At 62.9% G+C, this 23,326-nt stretch carries 25 protein-coding genes and 1 tRNA gene; 15 read left to right on the forward strand and 11 right to left on the reverse strand.

Annotated features, from left to right (window positions below):
* The first annotated feature begins 41 nt into the window (after positions 1-41).
* Positions 42-1,283: an amidase gene (locus tag CQ13_RS26055; protein ID WP_057845684.1), complete on the forward strand. Its 1,242-nt coding sequence runs from the start codon at positions 42-44 to the stop codon at positions 1,281-1,283.
* Between the two features lie 95 nt (positions 1,284-1,378).
* Here the strand turns inward: CQ13_RS26055 and plsY are convergent, their stop codons facing one another.
* Genes plsY through CQ13_RS26070 form a run of 3 tightly spaced genes read right to left on the reverse strand, consistent with a single transcriptional unit; the run spans position 1,379 to position 4,263 of the window.
* Entirely contained in the window at positions 1,379-1,972 is a 594-nt protein-coding gene (plsY, locus tag CQ13_RS26060; protein ID WP_057845685.1) for a glycerol-3-phosphate 1-O-acyltransferase PlsY, read from the reverse strand.
* Positions 1,973-2,005: 33 nt separating this feature from the next.
* Positions 2,006-3,307 (reverse strand): dihydroorotase, encoded by a 1,302-nt coding sequence (locus CQ13_RS26065; RefSeq protein ID WP_057845686.1) that lies wholly within the window; start codon positions 3,305-3,307, stop codon positions 2,006-2,008.
* A gap of 2 nt (positions 3,308-3,309) precedes the next feature.
* Positions 3,310-4,263 carry an aspartate carbamoyltransferase catalytic subunit gene (locus CQ13_RS26070; RefSeq protein ID WP_028345624.1) on the reverse strand — a complete coding sequence of 318 codons (954 nt, stop codon included), beginning with the start codon at positions 4,261-4,263 and terminating at the stop codon, positions 3,310-3,312.
* A gap of 228 nt (positions 4,264-4,491) precedes the next feature.
* Here CQ13_RS26070 and CQ13_RS26075 point away from each other — a divergent pair, with 228 nt between their 5' ends.
* The 3 genes from CQ13_RS26075 (at position 4,492) to CQ13_RS26085 (ending at position 7,793) form a co-directional block, all read left to right on the forward strand.
* On the forward strand, positions 4,492-5,238 hold the full coding sequence (locus tag CQ13_RS26075; RefSeq protein ID WP_430649712.1) for a M15 family metallopeptidase: 747 nt from the start codon (positions 4,492-4,494) through the stop codon (positions 5,236-5,238).
* A 22-nt stretch (positions 5,239-5,260) separates the two neighbouring features.
* Complete coding sequence (locus tag CQ13_RS26080; protein WP_057845687.1) at positions 5,261-6,904, forward strand: acyl-CoA dehydrogenase family protein; 1,644 nt, start codon at positions 5,261-5,263, stop codon at positions 6,902-6,904.
* 106 nt (positions 6,905-7,010) lie between these two features.
* The gene (locus tag CQ13_RS26085) at positions 7,011-7,793 is read left to right on the forward strand and encodes a CPBP family intramembrane glutamic endopeptidase (protein WP_057845688.1); all 783 of its coding nucleotides are present in this window, start codon (positions 7,011-7,013) and stop codon (positions 7,791-7,793) included.
* Here CQ13_RS26085 and CQ13_RS26090 read toward each other — a convergent pair.
* From CQ13_RS26090 to CQ13_RS26100, 3 genes are all read right to left on the reverse strand, one after another.
* Positions 7,790-8,719, reverse strand: a complete 930-nt coding sequence (locus CQ13_RS26090) for an AEC family transporter (RefSeq protein ID WP_057845689.1) — start codon at positions 8,717-8,719, stop codon at positions 7,790-7,792. The genes CQ13_RS26085 and CQ13_RS26090 overlap by 4 nt on opposite strands.
* A gap of 2 nt (positions 8,720-8,721) precedes the next feature.
* Complete coding sequence (ruvX, locus tag CQ13_RS26095) at positions 8,722-9,204, reverse strand: Holliday junction resolvase RuvX (RefSeq protein ID WP_057845848.1); 483 nt, start codon at positions 9,202-9,204, stop codon at positions 8,722-8,724.
* An 85-nt stretch (positions 9,205-9,289) separates the two neighbouring features.
* Entirely contained in the window at positions 9,290-10,225 is a 936-nt protein-coding gene (locus CQ13_RS26100; protein WP_057845690.1) for a cyclase family protein, read from the reverse strand.
* A 199-nt stretch (positions 10,226-10,424) separates the two neighbouring features.
* On the opposite strand from CQ13_RS26100, the gene CQ13_RS26105 reads away from it, so the two are divergent.
* Positions 10,425-10,640 (forward strand): hypothetical protein, encoded by a 216-nt coding sequence (locus tag CQ13_RS26105; protein ID WP_057845691.1) that lies wholly within the window; start codon positions 10,425-10,427, stop codon positions 10,638-10,640.
* Here CQ13_RS26105 and CQ13_RS26110 read toward each other — a convergent pair.
* On the reverse strand, positions 10,627-11,508 hold the full coding sequence (locus tag CQ13_RS26110; protein WP_057845849.1) for a LysR family transcriptional regulator: 882 nt from the start codon (positions 11,506-11,508) through the stop codon (positions 10,627-10,629). The genes CQ13_RS26105 and CQ13_RS26110 overlap by 14 nt on opposite strands.
* Before the next feature lie 103 nt (positions 11,509-11,611).
* Here CQ13_RS26110 and CQ13_RS26115 point away from each other — a divergent pair, with 103 nt between their 5' ends.
* Together CQ13_RS26115 and CQ13_RS26120 are read left to right on the forward strand one after the other, a co-directional pair.
* A complete protein-coding gene (locus CQ13_RS26115) occupies positions 11,612-12,586 on the forward strand; it encodes an NAD(P)H-dependent flavin oxidoreductase (RefSeq protein ID WP_057845850.1) in 975 nt (324 codons plus the stop codon).
* A gap of 38 nt (positions 12,587-12,624) precedes the next feature.
* Complete coding sequence (locus CQ13_RS26120; RefSeq protein WP_057845692.1) at positions 12,625-13,701, forward strand: NAD(P)H-dependent flavin oxidoreductase; 1,077 nt, start codon at positions 12,625-12,627, stop codon at positions 13,699-13,701.
* A gap of 14 nt (positions 13,702-13,715) precedes the next feature.
* Here CQ13_RS26120 and CQ13_RS43435 read toward each other — a convergent pair whose 3' ends face one another.
* Entirely contained in the window at positions 13,716-13,880 is a 165-nt protein-coding gene (locus tag CQ13_RS43435) for a hypothetical protein (RefSeq protein WP_156433911.1), read from the reverse strand.
* Positions 13,881-14,257: 377 nt separating this feature from the next.
* Here CQ13_RS43435 and gatC point away from each other — a divergent pair, with 377 nt between their 5' ends.
* The 7 genes from gatC to CQ13_RS26150 all read left to right on the forward strand — a co-directional run bounded on the left by gatC (position 14,258) and on the right by CQ13_RS26150 (position 19,860).
* Positions 14,258-14,545 (forward strand): Asp-tRNA(Asn)/Glu-tRNA(Gln) amidotransferase subunit GatC, encoded by a 288-nt coding sequence (gatC, locus tag CQ13_RS26125; protein WP_057845851.1) that lies wholly within the window; start codon positions 14,258-14,260, stop codon positions 14,543-14,545.
* Positions 14,546-14,575: 30 nt separating this feature from the next.
* Complete coding sequence (locus tag CQ13_RS26130) at positions 14,576-14,791, forward strand: hypothetical protein (protein ID WP_057845693.1); 216 nt, start codon at positions 14,576-14,578, stop codon at positions 14,789-14,791.
* Positions 14,788-16,263: an Asp-tRNA(Asn)/Glu-tRNA(Gln) amidotransferase subunit GatA gene (gene gatA / locus CQ13_RS26135; RefSeq protein ID WP_057845694.1), complete on the forward strand. Its 1,476-nt coding sequence runs from the start codon at positions 14,788-14,790 to the stop codon at positions 16,261-16,263. The genes CQ13_RS26130 and gatA overlap by 4 nt, the downstream gene beginning before the upstream one ends.
* A gap of 2 nt (positions 16,264-16,265) precedes the next feature.
* Positions 16,266-16,559 (forward strand): hypothetical protein, encoded by a 294-nt coding sequence (locus CQ13_RS26140; protein WP_057845695.1) that lies wholly within the window; start codon positions 16,266-16,268, stop codon positions 16,557-16,559.
* Positions 16,556-18,040, forward strand: a complete 1,485-nt coding sequence (gatB, locus tag CQ13_RS26145) for an Asp-tRNA(Asn)/Glu-tRNA(Gln) amidotransferase subunit GatB (RefSeq protein ID WP_057845696.1) — start codon at positions 16,556-16,558, stop codon at positions 18,038-18,040. The genes CQ13_RS26140 and gatB overlap by 4 nt, the downstream gene beginning before the upstream one ends.
* 1,074 nt (positions 18,041-19,114) lie before the next feature.
* On the forward strand, positions 19,115-19,384 hold the full coding sequence (locus tag CQ13_RS43440; RefSeq protein WP_156433913.1) for a hypothetical protein: 270 nt from the start codon (positions 19,115-19,117) through the stop codon (positions 19,382-19,384).
* A 209-nt stretch (positions 19,385-19,593) separates the two neighbouring features.
* Positions 19,594-19,860, forward strand: a complete 267-nt coding sequence (locus CQ13_RS26150; RefSeq protein WP_057845697.1) for a hypothetical protein — start codon at positions 19,594-19,596, stop codon at positions 19,858-19,860.
* A gap of 12 nt (positions 19,861-19,872) precedes the next feature.
* Here the strand turns inward: CQ13_RS26150 and CQ13_RS47250 are convergent, their stop codons facing one another.
* The 3 genes from CQ13_RS47250 to CQ13_RS26160 form a co-directional block, all read right to left on the reverse strand.
* Positions 19,873-19,986: an SEC-C metal-binding domain-containing protein gene (locus CQ13_RS47250; RefSeq protein ID WP_197427437.1), complete on the reverse strand. Its 114-nt coding sequence runs from the start codon at positions 19,984-19,986 to the stop codon at positions 19,873-19,875.
* A complete protein-coding gene (locus CQ13_RS44600; protein WP_057845698.1) occupies positions 19,946-20,224 on the reverse strand; it encodes a DUF1186 domain-containing protein in 279 nt (92 codons plus the stop codon). The genes CQ13_RS47250 and CQ13_RS44600 overlap by 41 nt, the downstream gene beginning before the upstream one ends.
* A 523-nt stretch (positions 20,225-20,747) precedes the next feature.
* A tRNA-Ser gene (locus tag CQ13_RS26160) sits at positions 20,748-20,841 on the reverse strand.
* 852 nt (positions 20,842-21,693) lie between these two features.
* Between CQ13_RS26160 and CQ13_RS26165 the strand changes: the two genes are divergently transcribed.
* On the forward strand, positions 21,694-23,250 hold the full coding sequence (locus CQ13_RS26165; RefSeq protein WP_057845699.1) for a porin: 1,557 nt from the start codon (positions 21,694-21,696) through the stop codon (positions 23,248-23,250).
* Positions 23,251-23,326 lie beyond the last annotated feature (76 nt).

Genomic DNA, 23,326 nt, shown 5'->3' on the forward strand with positions numbered 1-23,326 from the left:
TCCATCCAGCCGCCACGATCAAAAGCCGCAGGAACACGCCCATGATCTCGGTCGCCGACCTTCAGCGCCGCATCGATGCTGGCGAACTTTCACCCGACAACGCCATCGCGCAGTCGCTGGAAGCGATCACCGCACAGGACAAAGCCATCGGCGCTTTCGTCTGCTGTACCGAAAATGTGCGCGCGGCAAACGCCGGACCGCTGCGCGGCATTGCGGTGGGCATCAAGGACGTCATGGATACGGCGGAGTTTCCGACCGAAATGGGCTCGCCGATCTACCGGGGATATCGACCGCGCGCCGACGCCGCCGTCGTGATGATGCTGAAGCAGGCGGGCGCAAGCATCATCGGCAAGACCACGACGACGGCATTCGCCTCGATGGATCCGACGCCGACGCTCAATCCGCACAACAAGGGTCATACACCCGGCGGATCATCATCGGGCTCGGCCGCAGCGGTTGCGGCCGGCATGATCCCGCTGGCACTGGGGACGCAGACCGGCGGTTCGGTGATCCGGCCGGCCTCGTTCTGTGGCGTCGCCGCGATCAAGCCGTCCTACCGCTTGCTGCCGACGGTTGGCGTCAAATGCTACTCGTGGACGCTTGATACGGTGGGGCTGTTCGCGGCCGGCATTGATGACGTCGCGCGCGGGTTGTCCGCGATGACCGGTCGGCCCGAATTGCTTCTGCCGCACACGATTCCAACACCACGCATCGGCTTTGTGCTCCAGGATTTCGCCGGCGCGCCGGAAACGTCGGGCCAGGCGGCGTTGCGGATTGCGACGCGAGCGGTGGAGAAAGCCGGTGCGTACGTGCGTGCGCTGAACCTGCCCCAGATTTTTGCCGACGCATGGGCTGCGCAGCCGATCGTGCAGGAATTCGAGGCGCATCGGGCGCTCGCCTGGGAATACCGTGAACATTACGCGGAGATGGCGCCGCTCTTGCGGGCCAAGCTGGATGGGAGCAGGGACACAACGCCCGCCGCGTATGACGCGGCGATTGGAATAGCGAACCGCGCCAGACAAGCGCTGGAAAAGGTGTTCGATGATGGCGATGTGTTGCTGACCTTGTCGGCACCTGGCGTGGCACCGAAGGGATTGGGCTCGACCGGCGACGCCCGTTATAACCGGCTGTGGACGCTGATGGGTGTGCCGTGCGTCAACGTTCCGGCTCTTGTGGCGGAAGTCAATTTGCCGGTGGGCGTGCAGGTGATTGCGAGATACGGCGCTGATGCCCAAGCCCTCGCGGCGGCGCGATTTGTGGAGGGGGCGCTTGCGCGTCGATAGAGCCGTAGCTCGGATGAGCGCAGCGACATCCGGGAACAGTCTAACGCCGATCCGGATATCGCTGCGCTCATCCGGGCTACGAGAGCCGGGACATCTTACCTCGCCCCGATCCGTCCTTCAGTCCCGGCCTGCAGCCGTTTGATATTCTCGCTGTGCTTCCAGAACAGCAGCAGCGTCAGCACGACGAACAGCGACGCCAGCGCGGGGTGGCCGAACCACCACAGGAACAGCGGGGTGACGAATGCGGCAACCAGCGCCGACAGTGACGAATAGCGCGTGGTGAGGGCGGTGGCCAACCAGATCAGGCAGAACATCACGGCCCCCGGCCAGAACAGGCCGATCAGCACGCCAATATAGGTGGCGACGCCTTTGCCGCCGTTGAATTTGAGCCAGACCGGGAAGAGGTGACCGAGGAATGCGCCGAGCGCGGCCAGCATCGCCGCATCGGCGCCGCCGAAATAGCCTGCGATCATCACCGCAACCGTACCCTTGAGCATATCGCCGATCAGCGTCGCAGCGGCGAGGCCCTTGCGCCCCGTGCGCAATACGTTGGTGGCACCGATGTTGCCAGAGCCGATCGAGCGCAGGTCCTGCGTGCCCGCGACTGTGGTCAGTACCACCCCGAAGGGAATCGAGCCCAGCAGATAGCCGAGAACGAAAGCCAACGGCAGCCATACTTCAGGTGACATCGCCGTCACTCCACGCGGGCTGGTTCGGACGAATCAGACGTGTTCATAAACTGTCCGCCCGCCCACGATAGTACGCACGACGCGCCCCGAGAAGCGGGCTTCGTCGAACGGCGTGTTCTTGCACTGCGATTTGAGGTCGGCGGGATCGAGCACCCAGGGCGTATCGGGGTCGATGACGATCACGTCGGCCGGGGAACCCGCCCGCAGCGAGCCGCCGGGCAGGCCGAGAAGCTCCGCAGGGCGGGTCGACATCGCCCGGATCAGCGTCTTGAAGTCCATCTCGCCGTTGTGGATCAGCCGGAGCGCCGCCGGCAGCATGGTCTGCAGCCCGACCGCGCCGGAAGCCGCTTCCGCAAACGGCAGCCGCTTCACCTCGACGTCCTGTGGATTGTGATCGGACATCACGACATCGACCAGGCCGGAGGCGACCGCTGCGACGAGGGCGAGGCGGTCCTCCTCGGTGCGTAGCGGCGGCGAAAGCTTCAGGAAGGTGCGGTAGGGACCGATGTCGTTTTCGTTCAGCGTGACGTGGTTGATCGATACGGAAGCGCTGACGTCGAGGCCGGCGTCGCGCGCACGTTTGAGGATTTCCAGCGACTCGATCGACGATAGCGAGGCCGCGTGATAGCGCCCGCCGGTCAACGCCACCAGGCGCATATCGCGCTCCAGCATCACGGCCTCGGCGGCGTTGGGAATGCCGGCGAGCCCAAGCCGGGCGGCGAACTCGCCCTCGTTCATCACGCCTTCGCCGACGAGATCAGGGTCCTCGGTGTGGTGCACGATCAGCGCGTCGAAATCGCGCGCATAAGTCAGCGCTCGGCGCATCACCTGCGCGTTGGTGACGCTCTTGTCGCCATCGGTAAAGGCGACCGCGCCGGCAGCCTTCAAGAGGCCGATCTCGGTCATTTCCTGACCGCCTAGCCCCTTGGTCAGCGCCGCCATCGGGTGGATGTTGACGATCGCGGTGTCGCGGGCGCGGCGCAGCACGAAGTCGACGGTGGCCGAATTGTCGATGACGGGCGAAGTGTCCGGCTGGCAGATGATGGTGGTGATGCCGCCGGCGGCCGCCGCCTGGCTTGCGGAGGCAAAGGTTTCGCGGTGGCTGGCGCCGGGTTCGCCGACAAAGGCGCGCATGTCGATCAGCCCGGGGGCGACGATCTTGCCGGCACAATTGATGATGTCGGTACCTTCAGGCACGCCGGCAGCGCCGATGCCGCGCCGGGAGTCACGGATCGTTCCGTCCGCAATCAGGACGTCGCCGGGGCCGTCAAGGTCCCTGGAGGGATCGACGACGCGGGCATTGGCGAGCAGGATCGGGCGGCGGTCGGTCAGCATGATTACGCGTTCGGCAGGTTGCGGGCGAGCGCTTCAAGCACCGCCATGCGCACTGCCACTCCCATTTCCACCTGTTCACGGATCAGCGATTGCGCGCCGTCGGCCACGATCGAGTCGATCTCGACGCCGCGGTTCATCGGGCCCGGATGCATTACCAGCGCGTCCGGCTTGGCGTAAGCGAGCTTCTTCTGGTCGAGGCCGAAATAGTGGAAATATTCGCCCGACGACGGCACGAAGGAGCCGTTCATGCGCTCGCGCTGCAGCCGTAGCATCATCACGATATCGGCGCCGTTGAGGCCTTCGCGCATGTCGCGCGCGACCTCGACGCCCATCCGTTCGATACCGCGCGGCAGCAGCGTCGAGGGGGCGACGACGCGGACGCGCGCGCCCATGGTGTTGAGCAGGAGGATATTGGAGCGCGCTACGCGGGAATGCATGACGTCGCCGCAGATCGCGATCACGAGGCCTTCCAGCCGGCCCTTATTCCGGCGGATGGTCAGTGCGTCCAGCAGCGCCTGGGTCGGATGTTCGTGCGCGCCGTCGCCGGCATTGATCACGGAACCGTCAACCTTGCGCGCCAGAAGTTCCACCGCGCCAGAGGCGTGGTGCCGCACCACCAGGATGTCCGGGTGCATGGCGTTGAGCGTCACGGCTGTGTCCATCAGCGTCTCGCCCTTGCGGATCGAGGACGAGGACACCGACATGTTCATGACGTCGGCGCCAAGCCGTTTTCCCGCCAGTTCGAACGAGGATTGGGTTCGGGTAGACGCCTCGAAAAACAGGTTCACCTGGGTCCGACCGCGCAAGGAGGTGCGCTTTTTGTCCACCTGGCGGTTGAGCTCGACATATTCCTCGGAAAGGTCGAGCAGGCCGGTAATGTCGGCAGCGGAAAGCCCCTCGATTCCCAGCAAGTGCCGGTGCCCGAGGACGAAGGTCGATTTCGATGCAGGGGTCATTAAAGCGAGAGCTATAGGCAGAGATGCCATGCAGGGCAAGCTTCAAATCCGAGGTACCGACTTATCCACTAGCGCTTCCGCGACAGGGTAAATCCGCGCACCTGGGGATTCCACTAGAATGGCCAGGATTGGCACGCGATACATCGGGGAAAACGTGCGGCATTTCACTCAATGCATTCGGACCATGTGGGCACCGGCGTGACTGTTGGCAGGGGTGCTGGAAGGCGGGTGGCACTCGCGGCGATATTCGCGGCGGGTTGCATCGCGAGCGCCGCCGCGCAGGCGCCAAAACTGCCTGCCGGTTTCGTTTATCTGCGCGACATCGATCCGACCATCATCCAGGATATCCGTTACGCCGGCTCGAACAATCTTGTCGGCCGTCCGCTGCGGGGCTATCAGGCTGCCGAATGCGTGGTGAAGCGCGAGGTCGGCATGCGCTTGAAGAGCGTTCAGGAAGAACTCGCGCTGCAGAACCTGGCGCTAAAGATGTTCGATTGCTACCGCCCGGTGCGCGCGGTGGCCGACATGGTGGCCTGGTCGCGCGATGGCCGCGAAACACCGGCGCGGAAGCGCTACAATCCATCGTTCCGCAAGGCCGACCTGTTTCGCCTGGGCTATATTGCCGAACGTTCCGGGCATTCGACCGGAGCTGCGCTCGATCTCACATTGGTTGATCTGAAGGCCGACAATTCGGCAACCTTCGATCCCGCCAAGGATTATGCCGACTGCATCGCCAACGTGAACCTGCGCGCGCCGGAAGGCAGCGTCGATATGGGCACCGGCTACGATTGTTCCGACGCCAAGTCGCACACGGCGGCGAAATCCATCACCGCAGCGCAACGCCGCTGGCGGGAGAAGCTGGTCCAGGTGATGGCGCGGCGAGGATTTGTAAACTATTCGAAGGAGTGGTGGCACTTTTCGCTGCCGGGCGCGGGCGGGCAGGCCTATGATTTCCCGATCACGCCGCGGAAGTGATTTAACTGTTCCAGGATCAGCCATGAGCCAGGCAACATTTTCGACCCACGAGGTCTTCAACCAGTCGCCGCCATTTTGGGATGTCGATCTATACGTGGCCGACCGGCCGCTGCTCGATGCGGTCGCCGCCAATGGCGGCGCTGCGGCAGAGGGGGAGTTGTCTGACTTCGGCAAGCATTGGGGTTCTGCGGCAATGGCGGAGCGCGGCCGCATTGCCAACGAGAATACGCCCAAGCTGCGTGCCTTCGATTCACGCGGCAATCGCCGCGACGAAGTCGAGTTTCACCCGGCCTATCACGAACTGATGGCGCGTAGTGCGCATGCCGGCGTGCACAATTCGACCTGGACTGCCGACGGCAAGCCGGCCGGCGGTGCGTCCGAAGTGGTGCGCGCGGCGAAATTCTACATGGCAGCACAAGTCGAGACCGGGCATCTCTGCCCGATCACCATGACGCGCGCGTCGGTGGCGGCGCTTGCGGAACAGCCTGACCTGTTGGCGAAGGTGATGCTGGTCGTCGCGACGCGATCCTATGACCCGAGCTTTGCACCATGGCCGACAAAACGCGGCATGACACTCGGCATGGGCATGACCGAGAAGCAGGGTGGCACCGACGTCCGCTCCAATATGACGCGGGCGGAGCGTGACGGGGACGTCTACCGCATCACCGGACACAAATGGTTCATGTCGGCGCCGATGTGCGACGCTTTTCTGGTACTGGCGCAGGCCAAGGATGGCTTGACCTGCTTCTTCATGCCGCGCTTTGCCCCGGACGGCTCGGTCAACACGATCCGGTTCCAGCGGCTGAAGGACAAGCTAGGCAACCGCTCGAACGCCTCCTCGGAAGTTGAGTTTCACAGCGCCTACGCCGAGCGCGTCGGCGCCGAGGGCAAGGGCATCCGCACCATCATCCAGATGGTGCAGTTGACGCGGCAGGATTGCGCGATCGCGTCTGCCGGCCTCATGCGATCGGGGCTGGCGCATGCGCTGCACCACGCGCGGCACCGCAGCGTGTTCCAGAAGCATCTCGCCGACCAGCCGCTGATGCAGGCGGTACTGTCGGACATGGCGCTGCATGTCGAGGCAACCATCGCGCTGGTGATGCGGCTATGCCGTTCGTTCGATCGCGCCCCTGTTGACGCCAAGGAAGCCGCCTATATGCGGCTGCTGACGCCCGCCATCAAATACTGGGTCTGCAAGAGCGCCCCTGGCTTTCTCTATGAGGCGATGGAGTGCCTCGGCGGCAACGGCTACGTGGAGGAGGGCATTCTGGCGCGGCATTACCGGGAGTCACCGGTCAATGCGATCTGGGAAGGCTCCGGCAATGTGATGTGCCTCGACGTGCTGCGCGCGCTGTCGCGCGATCCCGAAGCGGCCTCCGGCATCGTGCATGAACTGACCGGCGAGACGCTCGGATTGCCGGGTGCAGGTGAAGCCACCGCGTTCATCGGCAAGGCGTTCCACCGGCCGGACAGCGAGCGCGTGGCGCGGCTGGCGGTCGAAAAGCTGGCGCTGCTGGCGGCTGCCGCGGCGCTCAATGGCGTGTCGCCGCGGCATGCCGAGTTGTTCGCAGCCACGCGTCTTGCCGGCACCCACGCCGGCATGTATGGCGCGGTCGATCTGGATAGTGGCAATGTCCGCGGCCTTCTGGAGCGCGCGCTGCCGTGAGCATGAACGCGTCTCACCGTCGTGGCTGGGTTTGCCGCCTTCGCTGAAGCTTCATCGGCAAGCTCGGGCATGGCGAAGATAATCCTCCGGCTATGAAAGTCACTTGATGGACTCCCTCACCACCGCAAGTCCCGCTGCCGTACCGCCAGCGATGCCAGATCAGCGGCCGCCATGCGCCTGGAAATTCTGGGGCACGACGCTGTGGGGCGTGTTCATCTTTGCCGCGGTGTTCCTCGGCCAACTCTCGGTCATCATCTATTTTGTGCTGCGGCAGGGCGGATCGTTCGACATCACTGAGGCGATCCGTGTCATCGGCGGCGGCCTGACCATCTCGCTCTCGGTCATCCTGGGATTGCCCGCCGTGCTGTTGGCGACGTGGATTGCAATCCGACCGACGCGCATACCGTTTGCCGACTATCTGGCGCTGCGCTGGCCCTCGTGGCGCAATTTCTTCATCGGCCTCGCTGCGCTAGTCATTCTCGTCGGCGGCTGGGACCTGCTGTCGCGCTCGCTCGGGCGCGAGGTGACGCCGGGCTTCATGGGCGAGGTTCTGAAAACAGCGCAGGCCGACGGCGCGCTGTGGCTATTGGTGATCGCGTTTGCCGTCGCCGCGCCGATGTGGGAGGAGATCTTCGCGCGCGGGTTTCTCTATCGCGGCTGGTCGGAGTCGCGGCTCGGCGTCGCCGGGGCCATCTTCCTGTCGTCGCTGGCCTGGACTTCGCTGCATCTGCAATACGACTGGTTCTTTTTCGGCGAGGTGTTTTCGATCGGCTTGCTGCTTGGCTATCTGCGCTACCGCGCCAATTCGACCTGGCTGACCATCGTCCTGCACGGCATCAACAATCTGGCGGCGACCATCCAGACTTTCTGGCTGGCGGGTTCCAACTAGCACATGGCCGCCAGCGCAATCGCAATCGGCATCGTAATCGCCGCCAAAATGGTCTGCAGCGTGATGATCTGGGCCAGCAGCGGGGCGTCGCCGCCCATTTGTCGCGCCAGCACATAGGCCGAGGAAGAGGTGGGCACCGCGGCGCAGGCCGTGACGATGGCAAGGTTCGGACCGGAAACTCCGAACCAGAGCGCCAGCGTGACCGCGATGACGGGCATCAACACGAGCTTGAGCACCAGCGCGACCGAGGCAGCGAGGCTCGGCCGGAACATGCCTTCGAGGTGCAGGCCAGCGCCGGTCACCAGCAAGCCGATGGCGAGCGAGGAACGTCCGAGCGCATCGGCCACCTCGTGCCAGAGTTTGGGAAGTGGGATGTGGGTGACGTTGAGCGCCAACCCGATGACGCAGGCCCAGATAAACGGATTGAGTGCCACGGTCGCGACGATCGTGCCAACCGAGCGCTTTTCCGGCGAAGCGTAGTGAGCGAGCACGGAAACGCTGAACACGTTGACCAGCGGAATGATGGCGACCATCGCGACGGAAGCCAGCGCCAGCCCGAGGTCGCCGAACAGGCTGCCGGATACGGCAAGCGCCACATAGGTCTGCCAGCGGGTGGCGCCCTGGAAGATCGAGGTGAAGGCGGGGCCGTCGATCGACAGGCGCGCGAGCAAGGGCCGTAGCGCCAGGCAGAGCAGCGACATCAGCAGCACCGAGAGCAGCAGCGCGCCGCCGACGCCGGCCACCGGCACCTTGCTCAGGTCGGCCTTGACCAGCGTCTGTACCAGCAGGACCGGAAACAGCACATAATAGGTCAGCCGTTCCAGTCCATGCCATTGCGTTTCCGGTCGTATCAGGGTCCGCTTCAGGATGAAGCCGAGCACGATCAGCAAAAACACCGGCAGCAGCGCCGCGATGACGACCGCCATGCTCAGCGATCCCTGCGCAGTTTTGCGAGCCGGTCCAGCGCGCCCTGCAGGATGAAGATCGCGGCGTGCTCGTCGATCACCTCGGCGCGGCGGGCGCGAGAAACGTCCATTCCGATCAGCTCACGCTCGACCGCCGCGGTCGAGAGCCGCTCGTCCCACAAGGCAATGGCAAGCCCGGTGAGATTGGAGAAATTGCGGGCAAAGGCGCGGGTCGATTGCGCGCGCGGCCCCTCGCTGCCGTCCATGTTGATGGGCAGCCCAAGCACGAAGCCGACCGCATTGCGCTCGCCTGATATCGCAAGCAGCCGCGCTGCGTCGGCCTTGAAGGCCTTGCGCTGGATGGTCTCGACGCCGGTTGCCAGCCGGCGGTCGGGGTCGGACACGGCGACACCGATGGTCTTGGTGCCAAGATCGAGGCCGATCAGGGCCCCACGCTCGGGCCAGTGCGTCACGGCGTCGATCAAGGGGAGGATGGGGGCGGGCATCGCCCCGCTTAACACGCGTCGCGGCGCGCACGCAAAGCCGATCGCGGCGTGGCATCCATGCGAGAACGCCACGCCGCGCCTGGTCTTACCGGATCGCGACCGGGTTGATCATGCTCTGCACGGCGCCCTTGAAGCGCGGGTGGCCGAGCACGAACAGGAACTCATAGGCCTTGTCCTTGGCGAGTTCGGCCGTGTCCATGTTCTCCAGAATGTAGGTGCCGTTCATCGGCAGCAGGACCTGATGCACCTCGAAGACATTCTTGGTCTCGAACGGGACCGCCTCGAGGCCCCAGGTATCCGCGCCTACAGCGACGACGCCCTTGCCGGCGAGGTACTTGGCGCCTTCGACGCCAAGGCCGGGTTCGCCGGCGCCAAAGCGCTTGTCGTCCTTGCCGATCAGGCTGAGCCAGCCGGTATGGAAGATCACGACATCGCCCTGGCGGATTTCGACGTTCTGCTTCTTGGCGACTTCCTCGATTTCCTTGGTGTTGAAGGCGGTGCCTTCCTTGACCACGTCGGTGCCGTAATGGGCCGCCATGTCGAGCAGCACGCCGCGCGTGACCATCGGCGGGATCTTTTCGACACCGAGCTTCTTCAGCCCGGTCGGATCGGCGAAGTCGGCGAGCTTGTTGCCGTTGTAATAGACATGCTCGACGCCGATGTGGCCGAGGCCGTCGAGCTGGCTGCCGACGCCGACCCAGCCCTCGATGATATCGTCGTTATAGGTGGTCTTGCTCGGCCCAAGGCCGGGAATGCCGGCCTGGCCGGGCTGCACGATCGTGACTTTGAAGGCCCGCGGTGGGTAGGCGGGAGTCTTGGAGTCGACTGGAATGCCGAGCGCGTAGGTCTTGCCGGTCTTGACCAGGCCCGCTGCCTTCACAACGAGTTCGGGCTTCATGTAATTGGCGGCGCCGATCTCGTCGTTCGGTCCCCATTTCGATTTCGTCCAGTCTTGAGCGCTTGCCGTTCCGACCGTACCCAACAGGGTAACAGAACAGCACAACACGAATGCGTTGCGCATCGCAGTTCCTCCCAGATGTTGACGTTATGGTTTTTGGTAACTAGCGGCTCATACTAACGTAGCGGTGCGCGGCGGCTAGAAATTTTTCGAGCCGATGCGTGTGTTGCGATCGAAGACCGCGGGTGCTGCGCCGCAATTCGACTTGTTGCAGAATTGAGGCAGCGGAATTTTCGCGCAACGGAACGTATGGGGCAGTTCAGTGGATGCGCTAAGCCTGTTCGGCCTGTTCGCGGTAACCGCGATGCTCGTGGCCTACGCGCTGGAGGACCGCAGCCATTGGTTCATCCTTGCCTTTGCAGGCGCATGTGCGCTCGGCTCGGTATACGGATTTCTGCAGGGCGCCTGGCCGTTCGGGCTGGTCGAGGCGATCTGGGCCGGCGTCGCGCTGCGGCGCAGGCATATCAGGCGGCGATGACCTCGCCGTTATTTTCCAGGCAGGCGGCAAAGCCCTGCAGGGCGCTGTATCGATGGGCCGTGCGACGGGTGATGAAAAGCGTCTCGACGCGTGCCTGCGCCGGGTTCAACGTGTGGACGTTGACAGTGTCGTTCCGCCCGACGACGGCGCGCGGCAGCAGCGTCACGCCCATATCGGCGGCGACGCAGCCGATCATACCGTCGAGCGTGCCGAGCTCGAAGCGCGTGGCCGACGGCCAGCCGAATTCCGAAAACACCTGTTCGAGCCGCTGCCGGTAGGTGCAGCCGATGCGGAAGACCAGGGCGGTCGGACCCGAGCCGGGCGTGCCTGCGCGTAAAGCTCTGAGGCTCTGCCAGCGCCGTGCCGTGACCAGCACCAGCTCTTCCTGGAACGCGACCGTCGCATCGAGTTCGGCATGCTCGATGGGACCAGCTACGAACGCGCCGTCGAACGTGCCGTTGAGCACGCCGGCGACGAGGTCAGCCGTTGTCGAGGTCCGCAGGCTCAATTGAACAGCGGGGAAACGGCGATGAAATTCGGCGAGCAAAGAGGGCAGGCGTACCGCGGCCGTCGTTTCCATCGAGCCAATCGAAAGCGGCCCCTTCGGCTCGCCATCGTCGCGCGCGGCCAGCACCGCCTCGCGCGTCAGCGCCGCCATCCGGTCGGCATAGGGAAGCAGGCGGCGGCCGGCGCCGGTCAGCGTCATGCCGCGGCTGTGCCGTTCGAACAGCGCGGTGCCGATCTCGCCTTCCAGCGCCTTCACGCGCTGGGTGACGTTGGACTGCACGGTGTTGAGTTCGTCGGCGGCGCGGGTGATGCCGCCCAGCCGGGCCACGGCCTGGAAGGTGACGAGATCGCTCAGCTCCATGGCGAGTTCCATTTCTTTCTAGAGATGGTAGAGTTCTATAGTATTCATTTTTGGAGAATGATAGTTCGGTCTATATTGCCTGTCCAGTTTGCAGGGAATGGACATGCCGATCTCCACGCCGTTGACCGCCCGTCTGGGCATCCAGCATCCGATCCTGTCGGCGCCCATGGATGTGATTGCGGGCGCGCGTCTCACCTCCGCGGTCAGTGCTGCCGGAGGGTTCGGCATTCTCGGCGGCGGCTATGGCGAGCGGGCGTGGTTGGAGCAGGAGACGGCCAAGCTTGCTGATCTATCCGCTCCCTTCGGCATCGGCTTCATCACTTGGAGCCTCGCCAAGCAGCCGGCGCTACTGGATGTCGCGCTTGAAGCCGGTCCACGCGCCATCATGCTCTCGTTCGGCGATCCCACACCTTTCGCACCGCGCGTCAAATCATCGGGCGCGTTGTTGATCTGCCAGGTTCAGGACGAGGACATGGCGCGACAGGCGCTGGATGCAGGCGCCGACATTTTGGTCGCGCAGGGAACGGAAGCCGGCGGCCATGGCGCATCGCGCAGCACGATCGACATTGTGCCGGCGATTGTTGATCTGGCGGCCGGCCGGGCGGCAGTCGCAGCAGCAGGCGGGATAGGCGACGGCCGCGGGCTTGCGGCAATGATGATGCTGGGCGCTTCCGGCGTGCTGCTCGGCACCCGCTTTTATGCCAGCCAGGAATGCGACGGAGCGGACGAAGCCAAGCGGCGTATCTGCGCCGCAACCAGCGGCAACAGCGTCCGCGGCATCATTTTCGATCTCTCGCGCAACAATGTCTGGCCGGCGCCGTTTACCGGCCGCTGCCTGATCAACGATCATGCGCGGCGGTGGATGGGACGCGAGGTCGAACTGATGCAGAATCTCAAAGCGGTGGCCGCCGAATATGCGGCGGCGAGAGCGGCGGGCAATTTCGATATCACTGCCGTCATCGCGGGCGAAGCCGTCGGGCTGATTCACGATATCCCGCCGGCCGGCGAGATCGTTGACAGGATCGTTACCGAGGCAGAGCAGATATTGGGCGGACGGCGGAATTCCGTCGCCGCCTGACCCGCACCGACCTTCAATTCATTCAAGCGAGCACAACCATGTGGCCAGACCGCCGGATCATCGACCTCTTCAAGACCGAATTTCCGATCGTGCTGGCGCCGATGGCCGGCTTCATGGACGCCGAGCTTGTGATCGCGGCGGCGCAGGGCGGGGCGCTCGGCTCGCTGCCCTGCGCGATGATCTCGGCCGAGAAAGCGCGTGAGCAGGTCAACATCATCCGCCAGCGCGTCACCGCGCCGATCAACATGAACTTCTTCTGTCACAAGCCGGTCGATGCCGATCCCGCGCGCGAGGCCGGTTGGAAGGCGCGGCTTGGCTCTTATTACAAGGAATTGGGTATCGATCCTGCCGCGCCCATCAGCGCCGCCAATCGCGCACCGTTCGACGAGGCGATGTGTGCGGTGGTGGAAGAACTGAAGCCGGAAATCGTCAGCTTCCACTTCGGCCTGCCGGATCCGGTGCTGGTCAAGCGCGTCAAGGCGGCGGGTTGCCTCGTGATGTCCTCGGCAACCATCGTGAAGGAGGCGATCTGGCTGGAGGAGAATGGCGCCGACGTCATCATCGCGCAAGGCGCCGAAGCCGGCGGCCATCGCGGCATGTTCCTGACCGACAATATCGCCCAGCAGCCCGGCACGTTTGCGCTGGTGCCGCAGGTGGTCGATGCTGTGAAGGTGCCTGTGATCGCGGCCGGCGGCATCGCCGACGGGCGCGGCATTGCGGCGGCGTTCGCGCTCGGCGCATCCGGCGTGCAGATCGGCAGCGCCTATCTGCGCTGTCCGGAGTCCAAGGTGATCGGACCGGCTCGCACGGCGCTCGCCCAGTCGCATGATGATTCCACCGTCATCACCAATGTCATGACCGGCCGTCCTGCGCGTGGCGTCGCCAACCGTGTTATGCGCGAGGTCGGACCGATCTCGCCGGACGCGCCCGCATTCCCCCATGCCGCAACCGCGCTTGGGCCGCTCAAGGCGGCGGCCGAAAAGCTCGGCAAGGTCGATTTCACCAATCTGTGGGCCGGGCAGGCGGTGCGGATGGGCCGCGATATGCCGGCGGCGGAATTGACCCGTTCGCTCGCAGGCGCTGCGCTGGCGCGGTTCAGTGCGCTAAGCGGATAAGTCCTATTCGCCGCTCAATGTGCGGGTTCATCGCGCCTGACGTCCAGATGCTCCGCGGCAAGCGACCGGTAATGTGCGGCCATCTCCTTGTAATGCTGCTTGGAGATGGGGTCGGTCGCATTTTCGGCACGGCGTTCGAACATTTCCGCCTTTTCCCGCAGGATTTTAGCCTGGGACATGGCTCTTCTCCCGATTGGGTCAGGTTAAGCAGGCGAGGTAGATGATTGCGACACCGAGAACGGTCCCGATGGACCAGAGGGCCGGATCCCAGCTTTCCGATTCGGCGCGGTCATTTTCGATGGTCGACATGACACGGCCTCCCGATGTTCCGGCCGCGACTTTCATCCCCTGACTGTTTCAGGATGACTACGTCAATCGATAAAAATGGTTTCGTCGGGGCGCTTTTGCGCAGGATATCTGCGCTTCACACACAAAATCTTGTCCATCAGGGCAAGGGCGACCGCAACGGCCTGCGGCCGCCTTTTCCCGCGGTTGCGGCGCAAAAGCAGCCTCTGCTATACGGCGGGTGCGAATTCCCCGTTTGAGGCCTATGTTTATGTCCGTTGATGCCGCCACCGTTCGCCGCATCGCGCATCTGGCGCGGATTGCGGTCACCGAGGCCGAGGTTCCCCATCTGCAGGGCGAACTGAACGCCATGCTGGCCTTCGTGGAGCAGCTTTCGGAAGTGAACATCGACGGCGTCGAACCGATGACCTCGGTGACCCCGATGGAAATGAAGAAGCGGCAGGACGTGGTCAATGACGGCGAGATTCCCGACGACATCGTCAGGAATGCACCGGAGACGCAAAACCATTTCTTCCTGGTGCCAAAGGTGGTCGAATAACATCTACTCTGTTTTGAGATCGGAAGTCCGATGTGTCTGCTCTGCGACGATGAAAAGGCCTATCAGGCCTATATGAACTATCTCGACGCGATGGAGCGGCAGGGCAAGGCCGCCGATCCCGACAAGGCGATGGATGCCGTGCTTGATCAGCTCGAGGCAGCCGACAAGGCGCGCGCCCAGGAATCGAATAGCCCCGCCGCCGACAAGACGCTTTCTCCGTTCTTCTGCAGCCCGATCAATAAATGACCGACCTGACATCTCTGACGATCGCGGAGGCCAGGTCCGGCCTCGCGAGCAAGTCTTTCACCTCGCTTGAACTGACGGACGCGCATCTCGCCGCGATTGAAGCGGCGCGTTCGCTCAATGCCTTCGTGCTGGAAACGCCCGACCAGGCGCGTGCCATGGCGCGTACGGTCGATGCGAAGATTGCCAAGGGCGAGGGCGGGCCGCTTGCCGGCATTCCGCTCGGTATCAAGGACCTGTTCGCAACGAAAGATGTGCGCACCACCGCGTGCTCGAAGATCCTCGGCAACTTCGTGCCGCCGTATGAATCGACCGTGACCTCGCAGCTCTGGCGCGACGGTGCCGTGATGCTCGGCAAGCTCAACAATGACGAATTCGCGATGGGCTCGTCGAACGAGACCTCGTGTTTCGGCCCGGTGGTCAATCCGTGGCGGCGCGAGGGTTCCAACACCGCGCTGGTGCCGGGCGGCTCGTCCGGCGGATCGGCATCCGCGGTGGCAGCGCTGCTCTGCATGGGCGCGACTGCGACCGACACCGGCGGTTCAATCCGCCAGCCCGCCGCCTTCACCGCAACCGTCGGCGTCAAGCCGACCTACGGCCGCTGCTCGCGTTGGGGCATCGTGGCGTTCGCGTCCTCGCTCGACCAGGCCGGTCCGATCGCGCGCACGGTGCGCGATTCCGCGATCCTGATGCGCTCGATGGCGGGCCACGACCCGAAGGACACGACCTCGGTCGACATCGGCGTGCCCGATTACGAAGCCGCCGTCGGCAAGTCCGTGAAAGGCATGAAGATCGGTATCCCGAAAGAGTATCGCCTCGACGGCATGCCGGCGGAAATCGAAAAGCTCTGGAGCGAAGGCGCGGCATGGCTGAAAGCGGCCGGCGCCGAACTGGTCGAGGTGTCGCTGCCGCACACCAAATACGCGCTGCCGGCCTATTACATTGTGGCGCCGGCGGAAGCCTCGTCGAACCTCGCGCGCTACGACGGCGTGCGCTATGGCCTGCGCGTGCCGGGCCGCAGCATAGGCGAGTTGTACGAGAACACCCGCGCGGAAGGGTTTGGCGATGAAGTGCGCCGCCGCGTCATGATCGGCACTTATGTGCTCTCGGCCGGCTATTACGATGCCTATTATCTGCGCGCGCAAAAAGTGCGCACCCTGATCAAGAGGGATTTTGAAGATTGCTTCGCCAAGGGCATCAGCGCGATCCTGACGCCCGCGACGCCCTCGGCCGCCTTCGGCGTCGGCGAAAAGGGCGGCGCCGATCCGGTCGAAATGTATCTCAACGACATCTTTACGGTGACGGTGAACATGGCGGGGCTGCCGGGCATCGCCGTGCCGGCCGGCAAGGATGCGCAGGGACTGCCGCTTGGCCTGCAGTTGATCGGCCGTCCGTTCGATGAGGAGACGCTGTTCTCGCTCGGCGAAGTCGTGGAGCAGGCGGCCGGCCGCTTCACCCCGCCGCGCTGGTGGTAGCCATGGCGGATTTCCGCGCCAGCTTGACGGACGCAGCGCCCGCGCGGGGCCTCGAGCCGCCGCTGGCCGCGTTGTGGTGGGCTGCCAAGGGCGACTGGGACCGGGCGCACAAGATCGTTCAGGACGAGAGCGATGCGAACGCCGCCTGGGTGCATGCCTATCTGCACCGGGTCGAAGGCGATCTCAGCAACGCCGGCTACTGGTACCGTCAGGCCGGCCAGCCGGTGGCAAAGGACTCTCTGGAAGCCGAATGGGAGCGGATCGTGTCCGCGCTGCTCGGAGGTAGAAAAGCATGACCGTGTCAGTCAAACCGGGAAAATTGATCAAGGGCCAGACGGGCGACTGGGAAGTCGTGATCGGGATGGAGGTGCACGCCCAGGTCACCTCGAAATCAAAACTGTTCTCGGGCGCGTCGACCGAATTCGGCGGCGAGCCCAACAGCCATGTGTCGCTGGTCGATGCCGCGATGCCGGGCATGCTGCCGGTCATCAACGAGGAATGCGTCAAGCAGGCTGTCAGAACCGGGCTCGGCCTCAACGCCAAGATCAACCGGCGTTCGGTGTTCGACCGAAAAAACTATTTCTATCCGGACTCGCCGCAGGGCTATCAGATCAGCCAGTACAAGTCGCCGATCGTAGGCGAGGGCGAGATCGTCGTCGAACTGGACGGCGGCAAGACCGCTACGATTGGTATCGAGCGGCTGCACCTGGAACAGGATGCCGGCAAGTCGCTGCACGATCAGTCACCGACCATGTCCTATGTCGACCTCAACCGCTCCGGCGTGGCGTTGATGGAGATCGTGTCAAGACCCGATATCCGCGATGCCGAGCAGGCCAAGGCCTACGTAACCAAACTTCGCTCCATCCTGCGCTATCTCGGCACCTGCGACGGCGACATGGAGAAGGGCTCGTTGCGCGCCGATGTGAACGTTTCCGTGCGCAAGCCCGGCGGGCCGCTCGGCACCCGCTGCGAAATCAAGAACATGAACTCGATCAACTTCATCGGCCAGGCGATCGAGTACGAGGCGCGGCGTCAGATCGAGATCATCGAGGATGGCGGCACGATCGACCAGGAGACGCGCCTGTTCGACCCCAACAAGGGTGAGACGCGATCGATGCGCTCCAAGGAAGAGGCGCACGACTATCGCTATTTCCCCGATCCCGACCTGCTGCCGCTCGAGTTCACGCAAAGCTATGTCGATGAGCTCAAGGCGAAGCTGCCGGAATTGCCGGACCAGAAGAAGGCGCGCTTCATCGAGAGCCTCGGCCTGTCGGCCTACGATGCTGGCGTGCTGGTGGCCGAGCGTGAGAGCGCGGTCTTCTATGAGGCCGTGCTGGATGGACTTGCGGACAAGGCGCGCGACGGCAAGCTCGCCGCCAATTGGGTGATCAACGAGCTGTTCGGACGCCTCAACAAGGAAGGCCATGGCATTACGGCGTCGCCAGTGTCGGCGGCGCAGTTGGCCGCGATCGTTGGCCTGATCGGCGAGGGCACGATCTCCGGCAAGATCGCAAAGGATCTGTTCGAGATAGTCTGGCAGGAAGGTGGCGACCCGCGCGAGCTGGTCGAAGCGCGCGGCATGAAGCAGGTCACCGATCTCGGTGCGATCGAGAAGGTCGTCGACGACATCATCGCCGCCAATCCGGACAAGGTTGCGCAGGCGAAAGCCAAGCCGCAGCTCGCCGGCTGGTTCGTTGGGCAGGTGATGAAGCAGTCCGGCGGCAAGGCCAATCCGCAAGCAGTCAACGATCTCCTGAAGACGAAGCTCGGCATCTGAGGCGTCCCGTAACGGGACGACTCCGTCGTTGATTGATGCGCGCGAGCGTGTTTCGATCGTCCATCGCGATCTGAAATTCACCCGCGCGCCCGATAGCGCAGTTGCGAATCGGTCTTCGCGATTCGCAAAAAAGTTCGGTTTTGGCGAGCGGCGATGAGACGCCAACGCCGTGCCCACGAAAATTTTTTTATTGCCAAAATTTGCGACTCAGAGTCCGTGCACACGACGTTTTCGCACCATCAGTGAGTCGCGACGACATCGAGTGCGCATCGAACGTGGTTTGCGCGAATCCAAGAAAGCGCTGCGGCACAGGCGATTCTTGCAATCTTGACAAACGCCGATGTCGATCGTTGCGGCACTTTTTGCATCGACGCGCGAGCATGTCGTTGCGTCGTCGACTGCAGCGCTGCTCGCGCTCTCACATTACCGCGTCAACACTTCCTTAAGCGGGACGCTGTTTTTTTGGATGTGTTGGTGTATTCGGGATGTAGTGCATCTCGATTCCCGAGTGCACGCAGCGACTAAGCCATCTCACTACATTAGGAGGGCAACATGGCCAAGAAAGCTAAGAAGGCGAAGAAAGCGAAGAGCGCAGTGAAGAAGACTGCGAAGAAGACCCGCAAGGTCGCCAAGAAGAAGAAGTAAGTTCGCTTCTTTGAAAATTGCCGGCGGCTCGATGCCGGCACGTCATCCGAGCCCCAAGACGAAACGCTGAAGGCTCTGGTCGACGAAAGAGGGTGTCGGCGAGACATCAGGTCAAACGGCTGGATCGTATTTCGGAAGAGCTTGCTCTTTCAAACCGGTCCGGCAGAAGAAACAGGTTTTCTTCGTTCGGTGCGGGCATCCTTAACTGCTCGCAATTTCACCGGGGCCAAAAGCCCGGCTTGAAATCTGGTCCTGACGTGTTCGCCGACGCCCTCGTTCCCTTGGGGCGTACTCGCCCCCGGAACGCCCACTCTCGCTGGAGCGCTCCGACAGCCCGCGCATCAGGCGTCCGGCACTGAAGTTTTCCAAATTCACATCGTCCACAGGCGCCGGTTCGGTTCCGCCTGTCGCGCCGGCAGGCGCGTTTCGGTGGCCGGCACGCCCGCAGAGTTGCGTGCCGCCCGGGTCATCTGCTGGAACCGTCAACGCTTCGATCGGGGTGACGGTGACGATGACACCGACATTGGCCGCAATGGTTATCGTTCCGCAAAACCGCAGGGTAAACCGACCTTCACGATTGGCCACTTCTCCCTGTGCCGCAGATACTTCTGCGATTTTCGTGTTCAACGGCGCAAGGTGCGCGTTTACGCCCCGTTCATCGCGAACCTTAAACTGCCCTTCAAATTTGTTCGGCCATGATCATCCCAACAACAGACCGGAAAACGGCACGCGCATGATCCGCCAAAGTGTAGGCGGTTTGGCGATCAGATCATGCGTTCTTCCAATAAAGGGCGCGCGATCGGACGCAAAACCGGTTTCCACTTTTGCTGATCGCGCGCCGGGGATGTCAACAGTGGACAGGGGCCGCGCTCGGGGGAGGGCGGCAACGATAAGAAGGGGAGCTACATATGTTTCAGGGGCAGATCGATCTCGATACCGCAATTCCGGTGGAGGCGACCGCAATTCCGGACGTGCTGTTCGAGCGCGGCCTTTACTGGGCGAGCGGCCGTTCCGGCGTGGTCAATCTCGTCGCGGCCCACAAATGGTTCAATCTCGCCGCGCTGAAGGGACGCGCGGATGCAATCTCCATGCGCCGCGAGGTTGCCGCCATGATGTCGGATGCCGAAATCGCCGCCGCACAGCGCGAGGCGCGTGCGTGGATGACCGCGCATTGAAAGACGGCGGCGTCACGCCGGCGGCTCTCCGTTGGCAAGGCAGCATTTCTTCGCCTTCTTGCCACTCCCGCAGGGACATGGATCGTTACGCCCGACGTGGCGCGCCCGCGCCGAACAACGCTTCACGGATGAATCCGTCGATTGAGCGGTCGGTGATCAGAGCGAACAGGGCGTCGCTATCATCATCGAACACGCCAGTGACAATATTGGCCAGGCTTTCAATGACGGTATCGCCGATGAGATCGTCGACCTCATCGAAGGGCCGGCGCAGCAGGCGCAAGAGCGGCTGGCAAGATTCGCGGTTACAAGCTCCGCCCAGGATATGAAGCCCGCGGAACAGCAGCAGACTTTCATCGTCTGACAAGAGCTCGCCATCCGCAGCTCTCTCGAGGCGCGCAATTTCGGCGCGGCTTCTTCGATCCGCCGTACAAACGGCGATGGCGAAATCAGGAAGGTCTGCTTCCGTTGCGATGCCGTGAAGGTGGTCTTCGATCGGGCCGAGATCAGGCGTGTTCTCGCCATCGTCGAGGATTGCTTCGAGTTATTCCTTTTTCATGCTGTGCTCCACTGCGTGTGGTAAATCCGATGCTGATCGGATGCGCTCGCAACGGCAAGAGACGATCCAGCATCATCGCAAATGGCGCAATGGTTATGGCAAGGGCAAATACTTGCTTATCGAGATGACGTGTCCCTGCTGATGGGACGCAACTCTTCGTCGCAGATCGTCCGTTGAGTCGACGTAGATGTCGCCATTGCTCAGTTTCGAGGAAGTAGACGTACCACACGTGGTTACAGTCTCCCTGCGCTCTTAATAGAGCTTCGGGAGACACCCTTCGCTCTGTCGGCCCTCGGGTGGCCCGCCACCCGAAGCCCGGCAGGGCGAAGGGTGGCGGAGCCGGAGGGATTCGAACCCTCGATAGGGCTTTACAACCCTATAACGGTTTAGCAAACCGCCGCCTTCAGCCACTCGGCCACAGCTCCATGAGGGCGGATATGCCCGACGCGAGGGCGAGCCGCAAGCGGCAGATTCAGGTTACGCCGGGGCTATTTGGTGGCGGTGCCGCCGTAGGCGTTCCTTCCGGGTCGATCCCGTATCCCGCAGAGCATGTCACACCGCTTCTTTTCAAGGCCTCGCATTCGATTCGGCGCGGGGATGTAGCCCGATTAAGGGGCCTGGGAGCAGGCGCTTATATAAAGCGTCGTCTTCGCCCAGCGAATGCACTTCGATTCCGGGGCTTTTTGCAGTTTCTCACGAGCTGGTTCCCTGGGAGCCGCCGGCCGAAACTGGTCATGACGGCGGGGCCGCCGGCTTAGTCTTTATACTTGTCATGAATCGCGCCCAAACCGGCTGCCGCGCGTCGCCTTCTCTATCGTGTTCGGTCGATGCGGATTCGGCGAATCCCGCCATTCGATTCGACGCGATGACATTCGTTCGGAGGGCAGAACCGCTTGCTGCGCTGCCCACGTAACAATTCACGAGTCAAATAGAACTAATCAAAAATGTTTATTAGAAACAAAGGCTTGTAGAGAAACTTCGATCACAAACACGTGTTATTTGTGCAACACCCTTCGGAAAAGGGGCGAAGTGGGGCCGCTCGAAGCGGTTCCTTTGTTGCTTGTGCAGAAGTCCTCGGTAATTGTGATCGGGCGACGGAGGGGGGCATCCCGAGGTCGTCCCGTTTTAGGTGGTTCGCTTAAGTCCCTCGCGTTCATGCGGGAGTGTCCGAAGGCGCGAAGCGACTAAGCGGGTTTCAGGGGACAAGGGAACCAACCTTAGGGTGTTTCACCCAGCGGATCCGGAACCTTCCCTACAGAGCAACTTGGAGGTTTAGCATGAAGATGGTTAAGAGCCTTATTCTCGGCTCAGCGGCGGGTCTGATCGCCATGGGCGGAGCACAGGCGGCCGATCTTCCCGTCAAGGCCAAAGCGGTCGAGTACGTGAGGATCTGCTCCCTATATGGCGCGGGTTTCTTCTATATCCCGGGCACCGACACCTGCATCAAGCTGGGTGGTTATCTGCGCATCGACACCACGTTCAACGGCGGCATCTATGGCTCGCCAGCATGGAGCGGTGATATCGGTCAGGGCAACCGCTACGCCAATTACTTCGCGGCCCGTTCCCGTTTGGCGCTGACGGTTGATACCCGCACCGCCACTGAATACGGCGTTGTCCGCACCTTCGGTCAGGCCAACATCCAACTCAGCACGCTCGGCAACAACACCTTCAATCCGAACTCGCTCGCGACCAACCTCGGCAACAACACGCAACTGCTTGACTCCGCGGGCGGTGGCTATGTCGCGGTCGACCAGATCTTCCTGCAGTTCGCGGGCTTCACCTTCGGTAAGTCGGTTTCGGCCTTTGCGTCGCCCTGGAACGGCTATCCGGGCAACAACAACTCGTTCTTGATGGGCGGTCCGGACTACGTGACCGGCGTCAACAACATCCAGTACACCGCTCAGTTCGGCAATGGCGTGTCGGCCACCATCGGTCTGGATGAACCGACCGTGTACAACCGCACCGCGCTGCTGAACCTTTCCTCTGGAATCGGCGGCTTCGCTACGGCGGGCGCTCAAGCCTACGGCGGCGTGCGTGCTCCTGACATCGTCGGCAACATCCGCGTCGACCAGGCTTGGGGTCTGTTCCAGATCGGTGGTTTGGCGCATCTCGTGAACGGTTCTTACAACATCCTCAACGCCAACGGCACTCCGAACAACCTGTCGGAGATCTCTGGCCACCCCGAAAGCAAGTGGGGCGGTGCGGTGATGGCTGCGTTGCAGATCAAGAACCTGCCGACCGGCGCGGGCGACGACTTCAAGATCGACGCCACCTACGCCAAGGGCTCCACCAAGTCGGTGGTCTCCACAAGCGGCGCTTCGCCGAGCTTCGTGATGTTCGGTGACACCGGTCTTGCGGGTGGCTACCAGAGCATCGGCTTCGGTCAGACGGCTGATGGTGTGTACCTGCCTGGCTTCACCGACGGCATCAAGCTGGTGGATGCTTGGGGTATCCGTGGTGCGTTCAACCACAACTGGGATCCCTACTGGTCGACCAGCCTCTGGGGCAGCTATGGTCAGGTCCGTTACGGTGGCGACGAGCTGGACATCACCTCGGCAAGGGGCGCCTGGTGCGCTAACTACGTAACTGGCAAGGTCGTGTCTGCAGACTTCTCCTGCAACCCGTCCTTCAACTTCGCCCAGGTTGGTGTTACCACCCGCTGGACTCCCGTCAGGAACCTGACGTTCTCGGCTGAAGTCGGTGCGTTCTTCCTCGACCAGAAGATGAGCGGTTCTGCCATCCTGACGCCGACGGCTCCGAAGCCGACTGCCATCTACGAGTTCCGGGACCAGAGCACTGTGTTCCTGAACGTTCGCGCTCAGCGTAACTTCTGATCCCGAAAGACTTGAAACACTAGGAGAACCCCCGGCAGGCAACTGCCGGGGGTTTTTCATTGTGGGTATGGTTCGT

The organism is Bradyrhizobium retamae (assembly GCF_001440415.1).
GTDB classification, from domain to species: domain Bacteria; phylum Pseudomonadota; class Alphaproteobacteria; order Rhizobiales; family Xanthobacteraceae; genus Bradyrhizobium; species Bradyrhizobium retamae.

Coding starts and splice junctions, on each gene's coding strand:
- CQ13_RS26055 (WP_057845684.1), top strand. CDS start 42: ATGATCTCGGTCGCCGACCTTCAGCGCCGCATCGATGCTGGCGAACTT.
- plsY (WP_057845685.1), bottom strand. CDS start 1,972: ATGTCACCTGAAGTATGGCTGCCGTTGGCTTTCGTTCTCGGCTATCTG.
- CQ13_RS26065 (WP_057845686.1), bottom strand. CDS start 3,307: ATGCTGACCGACCGCCGCCCGATCCTGCTCGCCAATGCCCGCGTCGTC.
- CQ13_RS26070 (WP_028345624.1), bottom strand. CDS start 4,263: ATGACCCCTGCATCGAAATCGACCTTCGTCCTCGGGCACCGGCACTTG.
- CQ13_RS26080 (WP_057845687.1), top strand. CDS start 5,261: ATGAGCCAGGCAACATTTTCGACCCACGAGGTCTTCAACCAGTCGCCG.
- CQ13_RS26085 (WP_057845688.1), top strand. CDS start 7,011: ATGGACTCCCTCACCACCGCAAGTCCCGCTGCCGTACCGCCAGCGATG.
- CQ13_RS26090 (WP_057845689.1), bottom strand. CDS start 8,719: ATGGCGGTCGTCATCGCGGCGCTGCTGCCGGTGTTTTTGCTGATCGTG.
- ruvX (WP_057845848.1), bottom strand. CDS start 9,204: ATGCCCGCCCCCATCCTCCCCTTGATCGACGCCGTGACGCACTGGCCC.
- CQ13_RS26100 (WP_057845690.1), bottom strand. CDS start 10,225: ATGCGCAACGCATTCGTGTTGTGCTGTTCTGTTACCCTGTTGGGTACG.
- CQ13_RS26110 (WP_057845849.1), bottom strand. CDS start 11,508: ATGGAGCTGAGCGATCTCGTCACCTTCCAGGCCGTGGCCCGGCTGGGC.
- CQ13_RS26115 (WP_057845850.1), top strand. CDS start 11,612: ATGCCGATCTCCACGCCGTTGACCGCCCGTCTGGGCATCCAGCATCCG.
- CQ13_RS26120 (WP_057845692.1), top strand. CDS start 12,625: ATGTGGCCAGACCGCCGGATCATCGACCTCTTCAAGACCGAATTTCCG.
- CQ13_RS43435 (WP_156433911.1), bottom strand. CDS start 13,880: ATGTCCCAGGCTAAAATCCTGCGGGAAAAGGCGGAAATGTTCGAACGC.
- gatC (WP_057845851.1), top strand. CDS start 14,258: ATGTCCGTTGATGCCGCCACCGTTCGCCGCATCGCGCATCTGGCGCGG.
- CQ13_RS26130 (WP_057845693.1), top strand. CDS start 14,576: ATGTGTCTGCTCTGCGACGATGAAAAGGCCTATCAGGCCTATATGAAC.
- gatA (WP_057845694.1), top strand. CDS start 14,788: ATGACCGACCTGACATCTCTGACGATCGCGGAGGCCAGGTCCGGCCTC.
- CQ13_RS26140 (WP_057845695.1), top strand. CDS start 16,266: ATGGCGGATTTCCGCGCCAGCTTGACGGACGCAGCGCCCGCGCGGGGC.
- gatB (WP_057845696.1), top strand. CDS start 16,556: ATGACCGTGTCAGTCAAACCGGGAAAATTGATCAAGGGCCAGACGGGC.
- CQ13_RS26150 (WP_057845697.1), top strand. CDS start 19,594: ATGTTTCAGGGGCAGATCGATCTCGATACCGCAATTCCGGTGGAGGCG.
- CQ13_RS26165 (WP_057845699.1), top strand. CDS start 21,694: ATGAAGATGGTTAAGAGCCTTATTCTCGGCTCAGCGGCGGGTCTGATC.